Origin of the sequence: Aquimarina sp. BL5, assembly GCF_003443675.1 — a bacterium.
Taxonomy (GTDB): domain Bacteria; phylum Bacteroidota; class Bacteroidia; order Flavobacteriales; family Flavobacteriaceae; genus Aquimarina.
Genome location: NZ_CP031963.1, coordinates 1,340,708 through 1,360,033 on the forward strand (window position 1 = coordinate 1,340,708; position 19,326 = coordinate 1,360,033).

A 19,326-nucleotide genomic window follows, 5' to 3' on the forward strand; every position below is an offset into this window, starting at 1 on the left:
TAAAAATAATTTAATGAAAAAAAATACAGAAGAAGGTCATAAAAAGAATGCATTCTTTGAAGACTATAAAAAAGAGGTTTTCTACTTAATTGGTTTTAGTATATTTCTATTCTTGATAATTTTTTTAGTTACTAGAAATGTAAAGTGGTTTTCTTATTCCCTTCTTGGATTAGGAGAAATTGGAGATGCTATAGGAGGAATAACTGCTCCTTTTATAAACCTTCTAGCTGCTATCTTGGTATATCTCCATCTTTTAAAGCTCAAATAACTGCTAATAAAAATCAATATGAGTTACTCTTAAAGGATCAAGAGTTGTTACGTAAACAAATCGAAGAATCAAGAAATGATGGCAATATCCAGTTTGTTTTTAAATTATTTGATGACATAAAAAAAGATCACGAAAAAATTGGTAAAACAGTCGAAAATGGAACAATCGACAAAGCATTAAGGTTTTTCATATTTCATCTAGAAGAATTAGAATATTTAAAAGATGGAGATATACAAAAAAGCATGCTAGACAACATAATAGGAAGGTTTCAATATATTATTGATCAATATGCAATGCTTATAAACACATTAGGTGACCTTGACTTCGACAACAGTCAAGTAATAAAAATTAAACTAATAATTAATTTATATTATGGTAGTTACATCGAAACTTATTTATTTGACATTGAGGAAAAATACAAGGAATCTAACTTTGATTATGAGTACCTTAATATTTTAATCCAAAGCGGAATACAATTATCTGATATTATAGAAGATATTAACAATGGTATTAGTGAAGAAGATAATAACGAAGAAGAGTAAGTCTATCTAAATTTTACAATAATAAAAGAATTAATGATTTTCTTGATCCATTTTATCCTTCTTCCTTAAATGAAGACCATAAAATATACTTAAGACAAAATAAATAACAAAAATCAAAACAAATGTCACTATAGGGTGCAGTTCTTTACCAATAGAAATACTAATTACTTCGGCAACCATACCAGATAATAGAAGGCTAATTAAAAATCGTATGTACCATTTTTTAAATAATTTCATAATACTTTATATCAAATATTGTTAAATTAAATGTAGTAAATTCAGTATTAAAAGAACCTAAATATCTATCTATTATTTTTTAAGACGAAATGTTATAAAATATTTTTACTATTTACTTATCAATATGTTGGATTTGATATGCGTTTATTATCTATCTAATAATTACTTTAACAACTCAAAATGTACCTTATTTGTACCTCTAAATATTAAAAACACCTATTTTATTGATAAAATAGATTTTGTATTGGAAAATAAAATTACAATTAGCAAAAAATAAGAGGGAAACGAGTCCCTCTTATCTAATCCATATTTCAAAATAGTGAAACTTTATATTTTACTATTTCAATTTTACTCCACTAAAAATCTCCGTTTCTGATGGTAATCCTAGTTTATCTCTCATCACTTGACCTGCCTGAAGACCAGCAACTATAGCTCCTTCATAATACCCTACGTTGACTCCAAAATTGATCCAATCTCCAGTAATTATAAGATTATCAAAACCAGATTCACTAGCTTTAAGACGATATTTATTAGAACCCGGAAGTGATAAGGTGTACCTGTCTGTTGGATTTACATTGGCACGAAAAAACTGTGTTTTTAATCTACCATAACCGGTTTTGGCAGTTTTCGAAAAATCATGAATTACATCTAACTTCATTCCTTCTGGATACTCTAGTGTAGTAGCGTTCGGAAAAAACCAGCCCATTTTATCTTTCAGCCATTGTTCAGAAACACGCATAATACGTTCTAGTTGATCGTGAGGATATGCTTGATCCGAATATGGAGGTATAACTTCTGGGTCTAGAAATGATCCTGTATAGTATATTAATACACCTGGTTTATCATCTTTCCAATCTTCATACGGCATCACTTGTGACATATCTATAAATGAATACTGAGGATCAGCATAGGTTACCAAGTTGGGTAATGATCCTTCTGGAAAACCCCAATCAGGTAAGCTCATCCCTAATTCTTTTAGTGTAGGCTTCATCCACAATTGCATGGACATGGTAGGAATACTTTTAACATGATTATACATTTTATTCCAGGCTGTATTATTAGCAATAATCTCCTTACAAATTCCTTCATCACCTCCTAAAACATCAATAGGAATTCCTAAAATGACATAATCAAAATCTTTCCCTTTTTCTAAAGCAATTTGTCCCACATTTTCCCAGCCACACCAAGCTTCTTCCAGATCATATTTACCTTCCTTAAGCGCTTTAGCTTGTTGATCATCAATCTGGTCATAAAGAGGTTCTCCGGGCCATACATCTAGGCCTTTGAAAGGATACGTAGGATTATATGTGCCATTTTTTAATGTAACCTGTTCGGCAATAGACATCTTTTCTATTTCTCCAGAATCCGAATAGTGCACCTGTTCTACTTTATGAAAGAACTTAAAGTTTACTCCTCTATTTTTAAGTGTCAAATAAATTGGAGTAATCATAGTATCCGCTGTTCCGGCTTTGAACTTCCATACAAAAGATCCTTTGTAACCTGCAGAATTTGTTAGAAAATGAAGTCCTACTCCAGCCGCCAAACTACCTTGCTGATCAGCTCCCGTTAGGTTGTGAAATGTTCCTGTATACAGAAATCTAACCATTGCAGAGCTCAGTAATCGTTCACTTGCCCCATGGTTTTTAAGCCATGCTCGGTAATCCAAATCATTAATACGCTCATAGTCTAGTTCATGAGTTTCTGGGTTATATACATCCTCAAATGTACCTTTCATATTGACAAGGCCAAATTCTACAAATACAGCTAGCCAATAGAAATATTCATTATGATCTGCTATGGAATCAATGAGCTTAGCAACCCATTTAGAAAGTACATCTAATAAATCTTTAATCAAGGAATGATGATCTTTTCGTTGTGAATGATCGTGATCTTCACTGGTCAAATTCTGAACTAATTCGGATACATAATTCAGTAATTTTTCACCTTCGTGTTTAAAAACTTTGTCTTTTATAAACCCTTCAAATTTAGATTTGAAACTTGCCCAAAGTGGATGATGTTCTGGTGATTTAATTTCTTTAGCAGACTCGGAAGCCATATTCATAAGACTATCTTTGTTTGGATCCGTACCAAACAAAATTTCGGAAATCAATCCCACAGCTTTATGAACAATGGCAGAAAAAGGTAATGGCCCACCTTGACCGGGTATATAATCGTTAGATGGAAAAATGATATTCTTTTTAATCCATTGATTTGTCTTAGGATCAAAATGAGTAAGTAATGTTGTGTCTTCTCGATCAAAGCCATCTTCCCAGGATTTAAAAGGACTATTGGGCATTAGGTTATGTTTTTCGCATTCTTTATATGAATCCTGAATCAGTCGAAAAGCATTTTCATACCATCCCTGAGCGATATGAATTCCGTGTTCCTGAATCCTTTCGTTTGGACCTCTTCCTGTAGCTGTCTTACCTCCTAACCTCCAGCCCATTTGATATATGGTTATATCATAATGATCTTGCCAGTTTTCATAGGAACTAAGTTCATAAGCAGCGGTTAATGACGACATCCCACTACCAAGAATGGCTATTTTCTTTTTGTTCTCTTGTTTATTTTGCATTGGTTTATTGGTTTTAAGAAATTGGAATCTTTTTAGTTGTTAAGTTTTTATTGAAATGTGCTGTACTGAGCTCACTCTGACTAATCGGATAAATAGGTTTATTTTTTTTGATAAACTTCTTCACTATTGGAGCATTATTCCATGTAGCAGCTTCAGTATATAACTCATTTAAATGTGGTACTATGAAAAGTTTATCAAAAACGTCTTCAACCACCCCTATTAGATTATGTGCGTGATGGGTAACATACTTAATATCTTCTTTGGACAATGGATAATGACTTGGATAAAAGGCTTCTATATCTGTTATCATAGAAACAGCACATCCCCGAGGATTGGCAAATATTTTACCTAAGATTCCGAAACTTACGCCTTCTACCATTGACTGCGCATATAATAATCTATACAATACAATATTCATAAAATATTGCTCATATATAGTTTCATTATAAGCTAATGAATCGGCTACTTGATATCCTGAAATGATACTAGAATTATGTGCGCGATACCACGAATATTCATTGGGTGTATTGATATAATCAAGCCAAAAACTAACCGGAATCGGCAGATCCTGAAACTCCTCTCTTGATTCTTTGATCAATTGAGCAAGCGTAGCTAAATATAAAAAATGACTATTTACTTCTCTCCACCAAGGACTCCCCGGTTGTTGAGTATTCGTAGGATTAAGTGTCCCTCTTTTTATTTCCCAGTCAATAAATGCTAATTCAGAATTTCCTAATCCTTCGTTTCCCTTTATAAAGCGATCTCCATATTTTTGGTAAAATTCGTAACGCAGTTTATAGCGTCCTTGAGGATTATCAGAGACTCTAAATACAATTTCTTTGGCCTCTTCTTCAAGTATTTTAAGTTGGTCCATATAGTAGTAAAGTTTTGTATATAGTTCTTAAATTTACGAGTTAAAATATTAAATACAACAAATATTTTTAGGGAATCTTACTCATATATTTCATAAATTTACTTATTATGCAAAAATGATTTTTTAAAATATTAAGCATAAAAAATGTCGGCTTATTTCAAATACTATTTAGGGATCTTATCCATTATATGGTTGTCAACTCTTACTTCATTTGGTCAGACAGCAATTCTTTTGGATGATTCCGCAGAACTGCAAGATATTGGAAAACAAACCTATTATCTGGAGGATGCTTCACTTGGTTTATCCATCGAAGAAATCATAAATAATAACCTAAAAACACCGTTTAAATCATATTCACAAGAAACTATAAATTTTTCTAGTACAGCTTCCGCTTACTGGCTAAAATTCAAAATTACTAAGAAAATACCCGGTAATTTTTTTCTGAATGTCGGTTCGGCTTACATTGACTCAATATCTCTTTATGAACTTGATGAGAAAAATAAACTAATTTCTACAAGACATACTGGTGATGACTTGCCATTCGATACTAGAGAAATTGAAGTAGGTAATTATTTATTTGCTCTTGATTTTGATAAGGATATCACAAGAACTTTTTACCTTAGAGTAAAGAGTGATCAGCCCTTATTTTTCCTTCTTAGAGTAGGAACACTTTCTAACTTTGTGGCATATGAGCATGATTTAGACTTTCTTCAGGGAATCTATTTTGGTTTTATGCTCTTAATCTTTCTGTATAACCTCTTTTTATATTTTTCGACCAGAGAGAGAATATACCTCTACTACATTGCCTATGTGTTCAGTATTACCTGGTTTATGGCTTCTGTATTTGGATATTTCTTTGAATACTTTTGGCCTAATACACCTTTTTTTAATCAATTAGTAGTGGTCAGTTCTGGATTGACTATGATAACGGCTACTTTATTTACTCAAAAATTTCTAAACACCAAAAAATCCGATACTCGCTTACATAAAGGTTCCATGGTGTTTCTTTTTATAGGTTTTTTAGTATGTTTATTTGTATTATTAGGGTATAAAATAGAAGGTCTTAAGTTGGCTCAAGGTGGTCTTCTTATTATGGCAATGTACTTTCTTATTATAGGTATTCGATTTAAATTAAAAGGATTTCGTCCTGCTATCTATTATTTGTTCGCTTGGGGAGCTCTTATTATTGGTATCTGTTTTGCTATACTGGAATCATTAAACCTAACTTTTGTAATGTCCTATTTAAATGCGATGCAGATTGGCTCAGCCCTAGAAGTATTGCTACTTTCCTTTGCACTAGGTGATCGGATTAACATGTACAAAAAACAAAAAGAAGATGCACAATTAGAAGCTCTAATATCAGCCAAAGAAAATGAAAGATTGATTCAAGAGCAAAATATAATTTTAGAAGAGAAGGTAAAGGAACGAACTGCAGAAGTAGCTAACCAAAACGAAGCTCTTATCATTTTGAATAAAGAAAAAGATATGCTGGTCAATTTGGTCGCACATGATCTTAGAACTCCGCTACATCAGATGAAAGGATTAATATGGTTGCTTGACATACCTGTTATGGTAGTAACTGAGGACCAGGAAGCTTATTTGTATGAAATCAACAATTCTATAGATCGCTTGACACAAATGATAAGTCGTATATTGGATACACATGCGTTAGAGAAAAATGAAATCAAGTTAATAAATGAGATTATTAGTTTGAATGAACTGGTTCCGTATATAGTCCAGAATTTTCATCTCACTGCTACAGAAAAAAATATTAAACTATTAGCAGAAGTTGAAGAAGGCAATCATTCTGTCGAAGTAGATAAAAACTACCTTATTCAGGTTTTAGAAAACTTGCTTTCTAATGCACTCAAGTTTTCTAAAAAAGGAAGTAAAGTGGTATTACACGTAAAATCGAATAAAGGAAAAACAAAAGTTGTAGTCGAAGATAATGGACCTGGTATTAGCGAAGAAGATCAGAAGAAGTTATTCGGAAGGTTTCAAAAACTAAGTGCACAGCCTACAGCTGGTGAATCATCTATCGGCCTAGGATTATCCATCGTAAAAAAATATGTAGAAGCTATGAATGGCAAAATTCATTGTGAAAGTCAATTAGGTATCGGAACCAAATTTATTATCACTTTTAAATCTAAAGGCATTTAGGGAGGAATTAAAGTTAACAGGTAGATATAAATTTAGTCAGTATCTAAATGAACTGAGAGTTGATTATGCTGTCAAACTTTTGGTAGAACAATCCTTTACTATCTCTAAAATTTGTCATAAAGTTGGTTTAATATTCGTTCTTGCATCCCTGTACGTTTGAAGTAAATTCCCCAATAACAAATACCTGAAAACCATAAACACCTGATTTTATAGCATTAAAATAAATAAATCAACTTTTTCATTAAAGCTTTATTGGTCTTTCTTTAAAATTAAATTTCATTAATCCATTTCCAAACAATTGATCATCATAGATCAACTGAATGGTTTCATTTTCGGGAATCCCACCAAAATTTAATAATAACCTTTTAAAAGGAGCTACTTTAAAATTACGCTCAAACGTTACTCCTGCGCAGGCTACCGTATCCCCAGATTGGGTTACTGCTTTAAAATCTTTTTGTATAGTAAATGCCATATATTTAACGGCATCTTCATACGATCGGTTGGTATACAAATCTTTTAAAAGATCATCTTCTTTTTCTTGTTGGAACTTTACCTCAATAACTCTTTCATTTTTATACTCTTGATATATGGAGTCAACACTATTAAGATCCTGACTTCCTTCATTCTTTAAAATATAATACTGAATCGGTACTAGAGTCGCATTGTATTCGATATCCGAAAAGAAATGGGAAATAGATCTGGATTTCCATCCGGATTGCTCTAGGTTAAAAAGTCGTTCCTCTATTTCTGTTCTAGGCTTTTCTAGTCCTTTTTGGCAAGACCCAAAAGAAAGTAATAGTATTACTACAGCAAGATAATTTAGGTTATATTTATTCACAAATCACATATTTAAGGTCGTATATAAATATACCCATTATAAATCCAACTCTCGAAAGTTATATTTTAAAAAATCTATCGGCAACTGAAATAAAAGATATTTGTTAATAATCAAAAATCAAATTTTACAATCTTTACTTTTTCTCTTCCTCTACGAAAATGATCTTCTTTTTCTATTAAGTAAAACCCTTTACCATCGATAACCTTTGCTGTAATAATCTCTTTACGTTTTATCCCTTTTTTAGCGTCTAAATACTCTTTTACCTTATCATTAAACAACATTGCAAACTGTGTATCACTAGAGAGCATTAATTTCTTATTATAATCTTGCTTTTGTTTTCTGTAATAATATTCTATAATACTGTCTCCAATTGTTCCGTTTTCTGGATCAATCTTAAAAGTAAATAACATACCATCGATATTTATTCCTACCCCTATATCCGTTATCATATTGAACAGATCTATTTTCAGATCGATCCCTTTTCTAGAATCCATAAATTCTTTATTTTCCACATCTTTTTGTACTTTCCAGATCAAATTACCATCAAAATCATACTTAAAAAGAAAGAAACCTTTAGGTCTATTGTGATAAAAATTATCCTTATCAGAATACAATCCATACATATAAAAGGCTTCATTATCAGTATCTATATAGACATTTCCTGCAGTAGCTTGCTGGATGGTTTCTTTAGGATATCTAAGATTATCTATAAAATTACCTGCTCCCAAAAATCCTCCGGAACCATTATTTGATGAGTTAAAAAACATATTATTATCTAATGTCAACTCTAAACTTTTGTCATAGGTTAAAGTTCCATCATAGTTAAATGCGAGTATATTATACCTATCCCTTTTTTTATCTTCGGATAAGTCTTTATATGCTAAATAGAATCTATCATCTGTATGTTTTTTATATTCCACCAACATTACTTCTTCCGTATAAGGCAAATCCGGGAAATTCAGTTTCACTTCATTATCCTCAAGCGTTTCATTATCTCTTGTGAACATATAAAATTGTGAAGTAATGAACTTATCTTTAAATCCTTTTTTTTCGTTCTTATTGTTTCCAATACTTACATCATACTTGCTCGCAAAAAAATTAATAAAAGGATCGACATTACCTGTTTCGAATTCTCGTTTAAAATCATAAGGTTTATACTTTTTTCCTGTACGATCATACACATTTCTGTGATATAAGAAGTAATTAGCATCTGAGGACACAATCAATTTAGAAAATGCATTACTTTCGATTGTATTATTGAAGATGGTATCAAAATTATTAGAAAATCTTACGATACGTGCATCTTGTTTATCTTTTGATAAGGTTCTAATTCCGTGAAGAGCAATAACATCTCCACTTTCTGTTATCTTATACTGGTACAATACTCTTTTGGTTTCCTCTTCAAAATTAATATCGATTACTGCATCTTGACTTTGAGCTGTATACGCAATGCTAATTAAAAATATTCCAAGAATTACTCCTTTCATAATAAGGTTTTTCATTATTTAGATTTTATAATTTCTTATTAGTGTCTAAAATCATCATATTATTACCCCTCTTTTTTATTATTTATTTTAAAGTTTGTTGGCTAATTTTTGATTAAATACTATTATTTGATGCTGTAACAACTAATAAATCAATATTTTAAACTTATTATTTAAGGTAAACTTAGAACTATATATTTCTGAATTCGAGTTGGTGAAAATTTTTAAATAAAATATGTATTGAAGTTTTACACTCTAAAAGACTAATGTAAACACAGTACCTTCTGTTTCTTTACTACTTACCAAAATTTTGCCTTTATGGAGTAACATAATCTGTTTACAAAGACTAAGACCAATACCGCTACCTGTCGTTTTACTGGTAAAAAATGGAATAAAAATACTCTCCATAATATCCTGTGGAATTCCAGAACCATTATCGTATACTTTAATTACAATATTTCTATTCGGTTTTTGTTCTGCAATTACGCGTATTTCTGGATTAGGTTTATGTTTACAAGCGTCTACCGCATTTAAGATTAGATTAATCAAAACCTGTTCGATTAAATAGCTATCAATATTCAATTCTAATTTTGGAGGTACTACCTTAAAGTCAATAGTAATATTTTTTACATCCAAAGAAGGTTGCATTAGCGATTGTATATTATCAAACAGCTCAGTAATCTTCTTTTTCTCCAGATTTAAATGTGTTACTTTGTTAAGACTGCGATATGTTTTAGCAAACTTTAGTAAACCTTCACTCCTATTTTTTATAGTTTTTACGCCTGCATTTAAGTCGTCTAACTCCAGCGGATACTCATTAGGATTGTCCAAAGTAAGCTGCAAATGTGATTGTAATGTATCTGCCAGAGAGGAAATTGGTGCAATAGAATTCATGATTTCATGAGTCATTACGCTTAATAGTTTTTTCCAAGCTTCGGATTCATTTTTGTTTAGTGTATCATCAATATTTTGTAAAACGATGAGCTTAAACGGATCATCTTTAACCTGAAAGACTGTATCAGAAATTAATACTTTTATCTTTTCATTTTGAACAGCTATGGAAATCGAGTTCGGCTCTTTATGATAGGTTTCAAAAACGGCATCATACAAATCGGGTTTTCTTTTTTCTACAAAACGAATATTCTTAAATGCAGGAAAATCTAATGTCTCCCTAAATGAATCATTGGACCATAACACATCTCCAGTTTCCAGATTATAAGCAATAATACCAATATCTACCATCTCTAGTATCTTCTGAAGGTACACATATTGCGCCTCGTTCTGAGAGTTGATATCTTTGATAGTACGATTGACTTCATTAAAACCTTTATAAAGAAATCTTATATCCTTAGGTCCTCTATCTTCCGGGAACCATCTGGAAAAATCTCGATACTTAACCGCTTCAAAAAAATCATCCATAACAACAAAACGACGTCTGACAAAATTATAAGTGGTGTACCCAACATACAAAATTATAAAAGTGATACCTGAAGCAATACTAGTATAGCCTCTATCAATGGAATATACCAAACCTAGTATCAGGGAAACCAAAATTAGAATCCTTATGAATAGTCTAAAAATGTAACCGTTATAGTTCATACTTATCTAACCTTCGGTATAATGCTGCTCTAGTAATTCCTAATTCTTTTGCAGATTTCGAAACATTTCCTCTATTCTTTTCTAAAACGGTAAGAATTGCATTTTTTTCTATGCTATCTAAATTCATTGTTGTGGCAGAAGTCTTATTGGTTTGTCTTTCTATAGAAGAAAAAACTAAATCTTCAGGTTTTAATACATTACCATCGGTCATAATTACGGCACGTTCTAAAACATATTGTAGTTCTCTTACATTCCCCGGAAAATCGTGTTTTTTTAGTTTAGAAATGAATCCAGAATCTAATGTAAACGCGCTTTTATTATATTTATCTGCATAAATATTAATAAAATGCTTTGCTAGCAGCGTGATATCTGTTCCTCGATCTCGTAAGGGAGGCATCATTATATCTACCGTATTAATCCGATATATTAAGTCCTTTCTAAATTTTTGTTCATCTGCCAAAACTTGCGGCTCAATATTGGTTGCACAAATCAATCTAATATCAATAGAAATTGCTTCATTACATCCTAATGGAGTAACCAATCTGTTTTGTAAAACTGTTAATAAACGTACCTGCTGTCCTAAAGTAATATTACCTATTTCATCTAAAAACAAAGTTCCTCCGTTAGCAGCTTCAAATCGCCCTACTCTATCTTCTTTAGCATCTGTAAAAGCTCCTTTTTTATAACCAAACAATTCACTCTCAAAGAGTGATGAAGTCAATGCTCCCACATCTACTTTTACAAAAGGCTTATCCTTTCTATTAGAATTATCGTGTAGTGCTCTGGCTATTAAATCTTTTCCGGTACCATTCTCTCCTAGAATTAAGACATTAGCATCAGTAGGAGCTACTTTTTTAAGTTTTAAGAACACATCCTTAATCGCTTCACTTTCTCCTATAATTGCATTCGTTCCCGGTTGAGCAATATTATCTTTTGAATCTTTAGATTTTTTAGATTGTAATAAGGTAGTAATCGTGTTTATGATTTTTTCATTCTTCCAGGGCTTGACTAAGAAATCAGAGGCTCCTTCTTTTAATGCACGAATTGCTAAATCAATATCCGCATAGGCAGTAATCAAAATAACATCAGTTCCAGGTTTTTTTTCCTTAATCTTATTTAACCAAAAAATCCCTTCGTTACCCGTATTAACCAGACCATTAAAATTCATATCAAGAATAATAATATCGAATTTTTTCTGCTCTATTTGGGCACCTATATTGCTGGGATTCTTTTCTATAACAACCTCTCTTACCAAAGGTTTTAATAAAAGACGCAGTGCAGTTAATACATCTACATCGTCATCTATAACCAATATCGTAGCTTCCTTTAATACCATTGATACAATATTACAATATTTATATTCAGCATTTAAAAATAAGAAAAACAAAATATTCAAGATCTTTAAATGTACCGTTTTCGAACACAAAGTGTATCGAAACCGTACACTTTTATTTCCATAAAAAAACATTAATTACTGAAAAACAGTTACTTATGTTTTTGGCACTATCTTGACTATGTAATTGATGTACAAAATAAGATTAAAAGTATAACGAGATAATTCATAATAAAATGAGCAAATTAATTTCAATTCTAATAATAACTCTAGTAACCTTTTTTTATGGACAGGACACTAAGGAATCAAATCCAATAAAAAAAGAAGATTCCATAGCTAAAGACTCCTCAATTACAATTCTAAAAAATTTGAATAAAGAAGTTGAGCTTATAAGTTTTTCTACAGTCACCATTAATCAAAACAATTTACTGTATAATAACGGATTCAGATTTACAAGTTCTAAAAACAAAACCAACTAAATCAACTAATTAGCATCAATAATCAAAAGACCAAACATGGACGTTCCAATTCAAAAAAAGAAATTTTCAAAATCACGTATCGCAATGTCGATAGGAGGTTTAGCAATATTAGCATTGATACTCTTTGTATTCATACAGTCCTCTGGGGGTTCTAAATTAAACGTAGAAAAAGAGCGTATTGCCATAAATACCATTAAAAAAGATGTGTTTCAGGAAAATATTCCGGTAAATGGAATTGTGCTACCCATCACTACGATTTATCTGGATGCTCTAGAAGGTGGTAGAGTAGAAGAAAAATTTGTAGAAGATGGTGCTATTATGAAAAAAGGCGAACCAATTTTAAGATTATCGAATACCGATCTGGAATTAAGTCTAATCAATCAAGAAACATCAGTATACAACTTGTTAACGCAAATGCAAATCTCTCAAAATGCCGCTCGACAAAATACTATTAATAGACGAAATCAATTCACAGATGTAGAAAATAGTCTTATTGAAGCTAAACGTCTTTATCAACTAAATAAAAAATTATACGATAAAGGTGCGGTTGGTCGTCAGGAATATCAATCTTCTGAAAATGACTACAATTATCAAAAACAACGTATGCAACTGGCTAAACAGGTATTGAGTCAGGATTCTTCTGCTACTAAACAAGAACTGAGTCAAGCTCAAAGTTCATATGCAAGAACACAAAGTGCATTAGAATTAATGCGTAAAAAAGTTGGGGACCTTGTTGTTCGTGCTCCCGTAGATGGCCAGTTAACCTCATTAGATGCAGAAATCGGACAATCGAAAAACAAAGGAGAACGATTAGGGCAAATTGATGTTTTAAGTGGGTTTAAAGTTCGTGTAGATATTGACGAACACTATATTTCCAGAATTTATAATGGACAAAAGGGAACCTTTACTTTTAATGATAAGACCTATACGTTAATCATCAAAAAAGTATTTACTCAAGTTACTAATGGACGTTTTCAGGTAGATATGCAATTCGAAAGTGATGTGCCAGAAGGAATTCGTAGAGGACAAAACCTACAAATCCGAGTAGCTTTAAGTGCAGAAAAGCAAGCACTACTTATTCCTAAAGGTGGATTTTTTCAGAAAACTGGTGGTAATTGGATTTTTAAGATCAGTGAAGGCGGAAGCAGTGCGTATAAAGTAAACATCCGTTTAGGAAGTCAAAATACCGAGTATTATGAAGTTATCGAAGGATTACTTCCTGGTGATCAAGTAGTAACATCTAGTTATGACAGTTTTGGAGATACTGAAGAATTAATATTAAAGTAAAAAGAAGTCAATTAAAAAAAACGAATAAAATGATACAAATTACGGACTTAGAAAAGTTTTACAGAACTGAAGAAGTACAGACCATAGCACTAAACAAACTATCTTTTAATGTAAAAGAAGGGGAATTTGTTGCCATCATGGGACCATCAGGATGTGGTAAATCAACCCTACTTAATATTCTAGGATTATTAGATGACCCTGATGGAGGAAGTTTCAAATTTAATGGTCAAGAAGTAGCTGGATATAATGAGCGTAAACGTTCGGATCTTCGAAAACATAATGTAGGTTTTGTTTTTCAAAGCTTTAACCTGATTGATGAACTTACAGTTTTTGAAAATGTAGAACTTCCATTAATCTATACAGGTGTTAAACCAGCAGAACGAAAAAAACGTGTAGAAGAGGTTTTAGAAAAAATGCAAATCATGCATAGACGTAACCACTTTCCACAGCAATTATCTGGAGGACAACAACAACGTGTAGCAGTAGCTAGAGCTGTAGTTAATAATCCCAAGCTTATTCTAGCAGATGAACCAACAGGAAATTTAGATAGTACTAATGGTAACGAAGTGATGGATTTATTAATCGAACTTAACGAAGCAGGAACTACTATCATTATGGTAACACATAGTGAACACGATGCTAAATACAGCCATCGCATTATCAGAATGCTAGACGGACAAAAAGTTACAGAAAATATATTGACGTAATCGCAAAGGTCATTCATCAATCAATAATCAATCAAAATCGAATCAGCAAATCAATAATTATGTTTAGGAATTACATCAAAATAGCATTTAGAAACCTTCTTAAAAATAGAATCTATTCTTTTATTAATATTTCTGGTCTTGCTCTTGGTATGGCTGTAACTATAATGATAGGATTATGGATCACAGATGAACTTAGTTATAATAATTATTTTGAAAACAAAGCAACCATTGCACAAGTTTTTCAAAGTCAGACATTTAATGGTAAAATAGGTACAGGACCTGCAATTCCAAGACCTCTGGAGTTCGAATTACGAGAAAAATACAATGATAATTTTAAGTATATAATGATGTCTTCCTGGACGCAACCCCGATATTTAAGATATGGTGAAAAAAGCATTTATAGAGAGGGTAATTTTATGCAAGAACCTGCTCCAGATGTATTAAACCTAAAAATTCTTCAAGGTGAAAAATATGGATTAAAAGAAAAGAATTCAATCATGCTTTCTAAATCCACTGCAGAAACACTATTCGCTAAAGAAAACCCGCTTGGTAAGATCATAAAAGTAAATAACACAGATGATTTAATAGTAACCGCTGTTTATGAAGACATACCTGTTAATAACGCTTTCGAAGATACAGAGTATATTATTCCGTGGAAACATTATATCACCACTCAAGAATGGTTAACAAGAGCTGTTGATGCTTGGGGAAACAATTCGTTTCAGCTTTTTGTACAGATCAATGACAATACTACTATGGATATTGTTACGGCTAAAATAAAAGATGCCAAGAAAAAAGCCAATGAAGAAACAGCAGAATTTAATCCTCAGTTGTTTTTATTACCGATGAAAGACTGGCATCTGCGTTCTAATTTCGAAAATGGTGTTCAAACAGGTGGACGTATCGAAAATGTATGGTTATTTGGTATTATTGGCTTATTCGTATTACTATTAGCCTGTATTAACTTTGTAAATTTAAGCACTGCTCGTTCAGAAAAACGTGCTACAGAAGTTGGTATAAGAAAATCTATAGGTTCTAAAAGAGGGCAACTCGTTTTTCAATTTTTAAGCGAATCTTTTCTGGTTGTTGTTTTCTCTTTTGTTGTAGCACTTGTTATTGTTTTATTATTCTTAAACGCCTTTAATAATTTAGCTAGTAAAGAAATTGTTTTTCCATGGTTAAGTCTTCAGTTTTGGAGTGTGTCTCTAGTATTTATCATTTTAACTTCGTTTCTGGCGGGTAGCTATCCTGCACTGTATTTATCTTCTTTCAATCCTGTTTCGGTTTTAAAGGGAACTTTTAAAGCAGGTCGTTTTGCAGCAGTTCCCAGAAAAATATTGGTAGTGACACAGTTTACAGTATCTATCGCTCTTATCATAGGTACACTCGTAGTAATGAATCAAATACAACATAGTAAAGACAGGCCTGTAGGATATAATAAAGAAGGATTGATACAAATCCCAGTAATGAGCGATGAATTTATCGGTAAAGCTGATCTTATGCGCAACCAATTCATAGCCTCTGGTGCTGCGATAGAAATGGCGACGACTAGTAGTCCTACTACAAATGTTTGGTCAAACAGAAGTGGGTATACATGGGATGGAAAACCAGAAGGTTTTCAGGAAGATTTAGCGTACACAGAAGTATCTTATGAATTTACTAAAACATTAGATATCGAAATAATTGCCGGTAGAGGTTTTTCCAGAGAATTTGCCTCTGATTCTAATGCGGTAATTCTTAATGAAACTGCAGTTAAATATATGGGATTGAAGGATCCAATAGGTAAATACATTAGAGATTCTGACACCGAAGATCCTAATGATCCACTTAAAATTATCGGAGTAATCAAAGATATGATTGTTCAATCTCCTTATAGTCCTGTAAAACAAGCGATGTATGTATTTGACAAAAATCAGAATGCAAGTTTTTATAATCTGCGGTTACACCCTGCGAAAAGTGTAAGCAGTAGTTTGGTATTGGTAGAAGAAACTTTTAAAAAGAATTTCCCAAACCTTCCATTTGATTATCAATTTGTGGATCAGGAATATGCCAAAAAATTCAGAGCAGAAGAACGTATTGCTAGTTTAGCGAAGGTGTTTACCATGCTAGCTATTTTTATAAGTCTTTTAGGTTTATTTGGTCTTGCATCTTTTGTAGCAGAACAACGAACTAAAGAAATAGGAGTGCGAAAAATTCTTGGAGCTTCTCTTGCTAATCTATGGATACTACTTTCTAAAGACTTTATCAAACTAGTAATTATTGCACTATTTATATCAGCGCCAATAGCTTATTATTTTATGAGTCAATGGCTGCAAAAATTCTCTTATAGAACCGACATCTCCTGGAACATATTTCTAATCGCTGGTTCTGGAGCATTGATCATAACGATTATTACAATTAGCGTGCAGGCCATCAAATCCGTTACAGCCAATCCTGTAGATTCATTACGAACAGAATAAACAAATCAACCTGTCCGCCTCTGGCGGATCAAAAAACGAACGGTAAAAATACAATCATGATAAAGAATTATTTTAAAATATCAATAAGAAATCTACTAAAAAACAAAACCCTTTCCCTTTTAAATCTCATTGGTTTGAGTGTAGGGATTTCCAGTGTTCTAACATTGTTATTCTCAGTATATGCCTACTACACTGCCGATAATCATATATCTGATAAAGAGAATATTGTTTATATAAAAACTGTTTTAACAGATGGTAATGATTATTCTCATGTACCGTATCCATTGTTAGATCGTGTATTGAATAGTTCGCCAGACGTAATTGCAGGAACACATTTACACAATTGGAACAATATGTGGTTAACATCTGAAGAGAAAGATTTTCAAAATAGAACCGATTTTGCGGACCCAGAATTTTTTGAAGTATTTGACATTCCTTTGAAGTACGGGAATAAAACGACAGCTTTAAAAGAAAAATATTCTATTGTACTTACAGATAAAGTAAGTAAACAAATTTTTGGAGATATAAATCCAGTTGGGAAGACCTTAGTTGGATCAGATACGCTTAACTTAAAAGTTACCGGAGTTTTTGAACCGATTAGTCCCTATTCTGCTTTTCGATTAGGTGTGGTACTTCCTAATACAATACTTAAAACAAATCCTTCTTTTATAGCACAGAACAATTGGGCGAATAGTTTTTCACCAACTTATTTTAGGTTGAGACCTAATAGTGATCTTACACAACTTAAGAATAATGTAACTCAATTAATGTCAGAAAATAGTATCGATGCGAATACGATTGCAAAAATGACGGTAATGCCGTTTGTAGATATGAGAACAGATGCTATTCCCATTGTGGATATCATCATCACTAGTTCCATTGCTGCTTCCTTTTTTATTCTATTAATCATATTGGTTAATTTTCTTAACCTCAACACCTCTACTATGTTAGGACGCACTAAAACAATTGCAGTACGAAAAGTATTAGGAAGTGATAAAAGAGGGCTTATTATCCAATATTGTATAGAAAATGGGATTCTTGTTTTTGTATCCATCCTTTTATCAGCATTTCTTTTCTTAACTATAAACCTTCCAAGGCTAAATGATACATTTGGTCCTGAATTTGGTAGAATTTCCTTTGATATTTTTAAAGATTATCCTATAGTTTTAGGAATTATTTTGATTGGGATTTTAGCAACTTTAATGGTTTCTATTTTACCTAGTCTTCGCTTTGTAAAAATCCCTGTTACATTAGGTATTAAAGGGAAGGTTCAACAGGTAAAAAGTAACTTCTTATTACGCAACTCATTTATTATTCTTCAGTTTACAATTGCTATTTTATGTATAAGTATTGCAATTATACTTAATAAACAGATTGGCTTTATGAAAAATGCTGATTTGGGCTTTGAACGTAATAACGTTTTAGTTGGAAATATAGATTTGGATTATAAAAAATTGGATATTGCACAATCAAAATTTAATGCACTTTTAAACGAATTAGAATCCAATCCTTATGTAAAGAGTGTTTCTACAAGTCAGGCAATACCATCAGAGTATTATTTTAACTATACGAACTATTACGATCCGACAAATGATATAGATGTGCGGATACGAAGGTCCTATGCAGACCAGTCTTATTTTAAAACATTAGAAATTCCAATTGTAGAAGGGCGTAGTTTTAACCAAAATATTGATCAGGCTGACGAATACCCGGTCATTATAAATGAGTCCGCTTTAAAAGCATTTGGCTGGAAAACGATCAAAGGTAAAACATTGAATTATAAAGGAGGAAATGGGAAAGGACAACCTATTGTAGGTGTTGTAAAAGATTTTCACTATCAAGACTTACAAAATGCTGTTGAACCATTGGTTCATATTTACAGAGATCGTAAAACCTTAAAGCAACATAGATTTTTAACAGTCCGAGTACAAGAAGGCCATGAAACTAGTATTGAAAACATCATTTCTACTGCTTTTGAGAATATTCCTTCTAGAAAAAGATATATACAGTCTAGATTAACAGATAAAGTCAGCGGTCAATATTTATTAATTGAAGGAATTCTTAAATCTGTAAATATTACTGCAATTCTTGCCATTTTTATTTCGTGTTTAGGGCTTTTTGGACTCATTTCTTTTTCAGCGAAAAGGAGAGTGAAAGAAATTGGTGTTCGAAAAGTATTAGGTGCTGGAGTGACTAAAATTGTATTCTTATTATCTAAAGATTATGTCATTTTAGTAGGTATTGCTGCCCTTATTGCATTCCCTATTGCGTGGTATCTGATGAATTCGTGGCTGGATGGTTTTGCCTATAGTATATCAATTAAGTGGTGGATGTTTGGCTTGGCTGCTTTTATAGCTTTATTAATCACCTCATTTACACTAGGATTACGGGCTATTAAATCGGCTGTAGCTAATCCTATAAATTCCTTAAGAACCGAATAAATCATCAATCAAATCAATCTTTTCGCCTCTGGCGGATCAAAAA

Annotated in this window: 14 protein-coding genes; 8 read left to right on the forward strand and 6 right to left on the reverse strand. The window is 32.0% G+C overall.

The window, feature by feature from the left end; all coding sequences use genetic code 11:
- Nucleotides 1–13: 13 nt before the first annotated feature.
- Both D1818_RS05820 and D1818_RS05825 read left to right on the forward strand, forming a co-directional pair.
- Entirely contained in the window at nt 14–268 is a 255-nt protein-coding gene (locus D1818_RS05820; protein ID WP_118456906.1) for a hypothetical protein, read from the forward strand.
- Nucleotides 269–312: 44 nt separating this feature from the next.
- On the forward strand, nt 313–810 hold the full coding sequence (locus tag D1818_RS05825) for a hypothetical protein (protein WP_118456909.1): 498 nt from the start codon (nt 313–315) through the stop codon (nt 808–810).
- Between the two features lie 574 nt (nt 811–1,384).
- Here D1818_RS05825 and D1818_RS05835 read toward each other — a convergent pair.
- Together D1818_RS05835 and D1818_RS05840 are read right to left on the reverse strand one after the other, a co-directional pair.
- Nucleotides 1,385–3,622 (reverse strand): FAD/NAD(P)-binding protein, encoded by a 2,238-nt coding sequence (locus D1818_RS05835; protein WP_118456913.1) that lies wholly within the window; start codon nt 3,620–3,622, stop codon nt 1,385–1,387.
- Between the two features lie 13 nt (nt 3,623–3,635).
- Nucleotides 3,636–4,496: a hypothetical protein gene (locus tag D1818_RS05840; protein ID WP_118456915.1), complete on the reverse strand. Its 861-nt coding sequence runs from the start codon at nt 4,494–4,496 to the stop codon at nt 3,636–3,638.
- A gap of 144 nt (nt 4,497–4,640) precedes the next feature.
- Between D1818_RS05840 and D1818_RS05845 the strand changes: the two genes are divergently transcribed.
- Nucleotides 4,641–6,656, forward strand: coding sequence for a sensor histidine kinase (locus D1818_RS05845; protein WP_118456917.1), 2,016 nt, complete (start codon nt 4,641–4,643; stop codon nt 6,654–6,656).
- A gap of 241 nt (nt 6,657–6,897) precedes the next feature.
- Here D1818_RS05845 and D1818_RS05850 read toward each other — a convergent pair whose 3' ends face one another.
- From D1818_RS05850 to D1818_RS05865, 4 genes are all read right to left on the reverse strand, one after another.
- Complete coding sequence (locus D1818_RS05850) at nt 6,898–7,494, reverse strand: hypothetical protein (protein ID WP_118456919.1); 597 nt, start codon at nt 7,492–7,494, stop codon at nt 6,898–6,900.
- A gap of 110 nt (nt 7,495–7,604) precedes the next feature.
- Nucleotides 7,605–8,996, reverse strand: a complete 1,392-nt coding sequence (locus tag D1818_RS05855; protein ID WP_120752431.1) for a hypothetical protein — start codon at nt 8,994–8,996, stop codon at nt 7,605–7,607.
- 237 nt (nt 8,997–9,233) lie between these two features.
- A complete protein-coding gene (locus D1818_RS05860; protein WP_118456923.1) occupies nt 9,234–10,577 on the reverse strand; it encodes a PAS domain-containing sensor histidine kinase in 1,344 nt (447 codons plus the stop codon).
- Nucleotides 10,567–11,913: a sigma-54 dependent transcriptional regulator gene (locus D1818_RS05865; protein WP_118463530.1), complete on the reverse strand. Its 1,347-nt coding sequence runs from the start codon at nt 11,911–11,913 to the stop codon at nt 10,567–10,569. The genes D1818_RS05860 and D1818_RS05865 overlap by 11 nt, the downstream gene beginning before the upstream one ends.
- Before the next feature lie 233 nt (nt 11,914–12,146).
- Between D1818_RS05865 and D1818_RS05870 the strand changes: the two genes are divergently transcribed.
- The 5 genes from D1818_RS05870 to D1818_RS05890 are packed head-to-tail and all read left to right on the forward strand — an operon-like array spanning nt 12,147 to nt 19,283.
- Entirely contained in the window at nt 12,147–12,389 is a 243-nt protein-coding gene (locus D1818_RS05870) for a hypothetical protein (protein ID WP_118456925.1), read from the forward strand.
- 36 nt (nt 12,390–12,425) lie between these two features.
- Nucleotides 12,426–13,676 (forward strand): efflux RND transporter periplasmic adaptor subunit, encoded by a 1,251-nt coding sequence (locus D1818_RS05875; protein ID WP_118456927.1) that lies wholly within the window; start codon nt 12,426–12,428, stop codon nt 13,674–13,676.
- Nucleotides 13,677–13,705: 29 nt separating this feature from the next.
- Nucleotides 13,706–14,383 carry an ABC transporter ATP-binding protein gene (locus D1818_RS05880; protein ID WP_108805674.1) on the forward strand — a complete coding sequence of 226 codons (678 nt, stop codon included), beginning with the start codon at nt 13,706–13,708 and terminating at the stop codon, nt 14,381–14,383.
- 59 nt (nt 14,384–14,442) lie between these two features.
- Entirely contained in the window at nt 14,443–16,842 is a 2,400-nt protein-coding gene (locus D1818_RS05885) for an ABC transporter permease (RefSeq protein ID WP_118456929.1), read from the forward strand.
- A gap of 56 nt (nt 16,843–16,898) precedes the next feature.
- A complete protein-coding gene (locus D1818_RS05890) occupies nt 16,899–19,283 on the forward strand; it encodes an ABC transporter permease (protein WP_118456931.1) in 2,385 nt (794 codons plus the stop codon).
- The last annotated feature ends 43 nt before the right edge of the window (nt 19,284–19,326 follow it).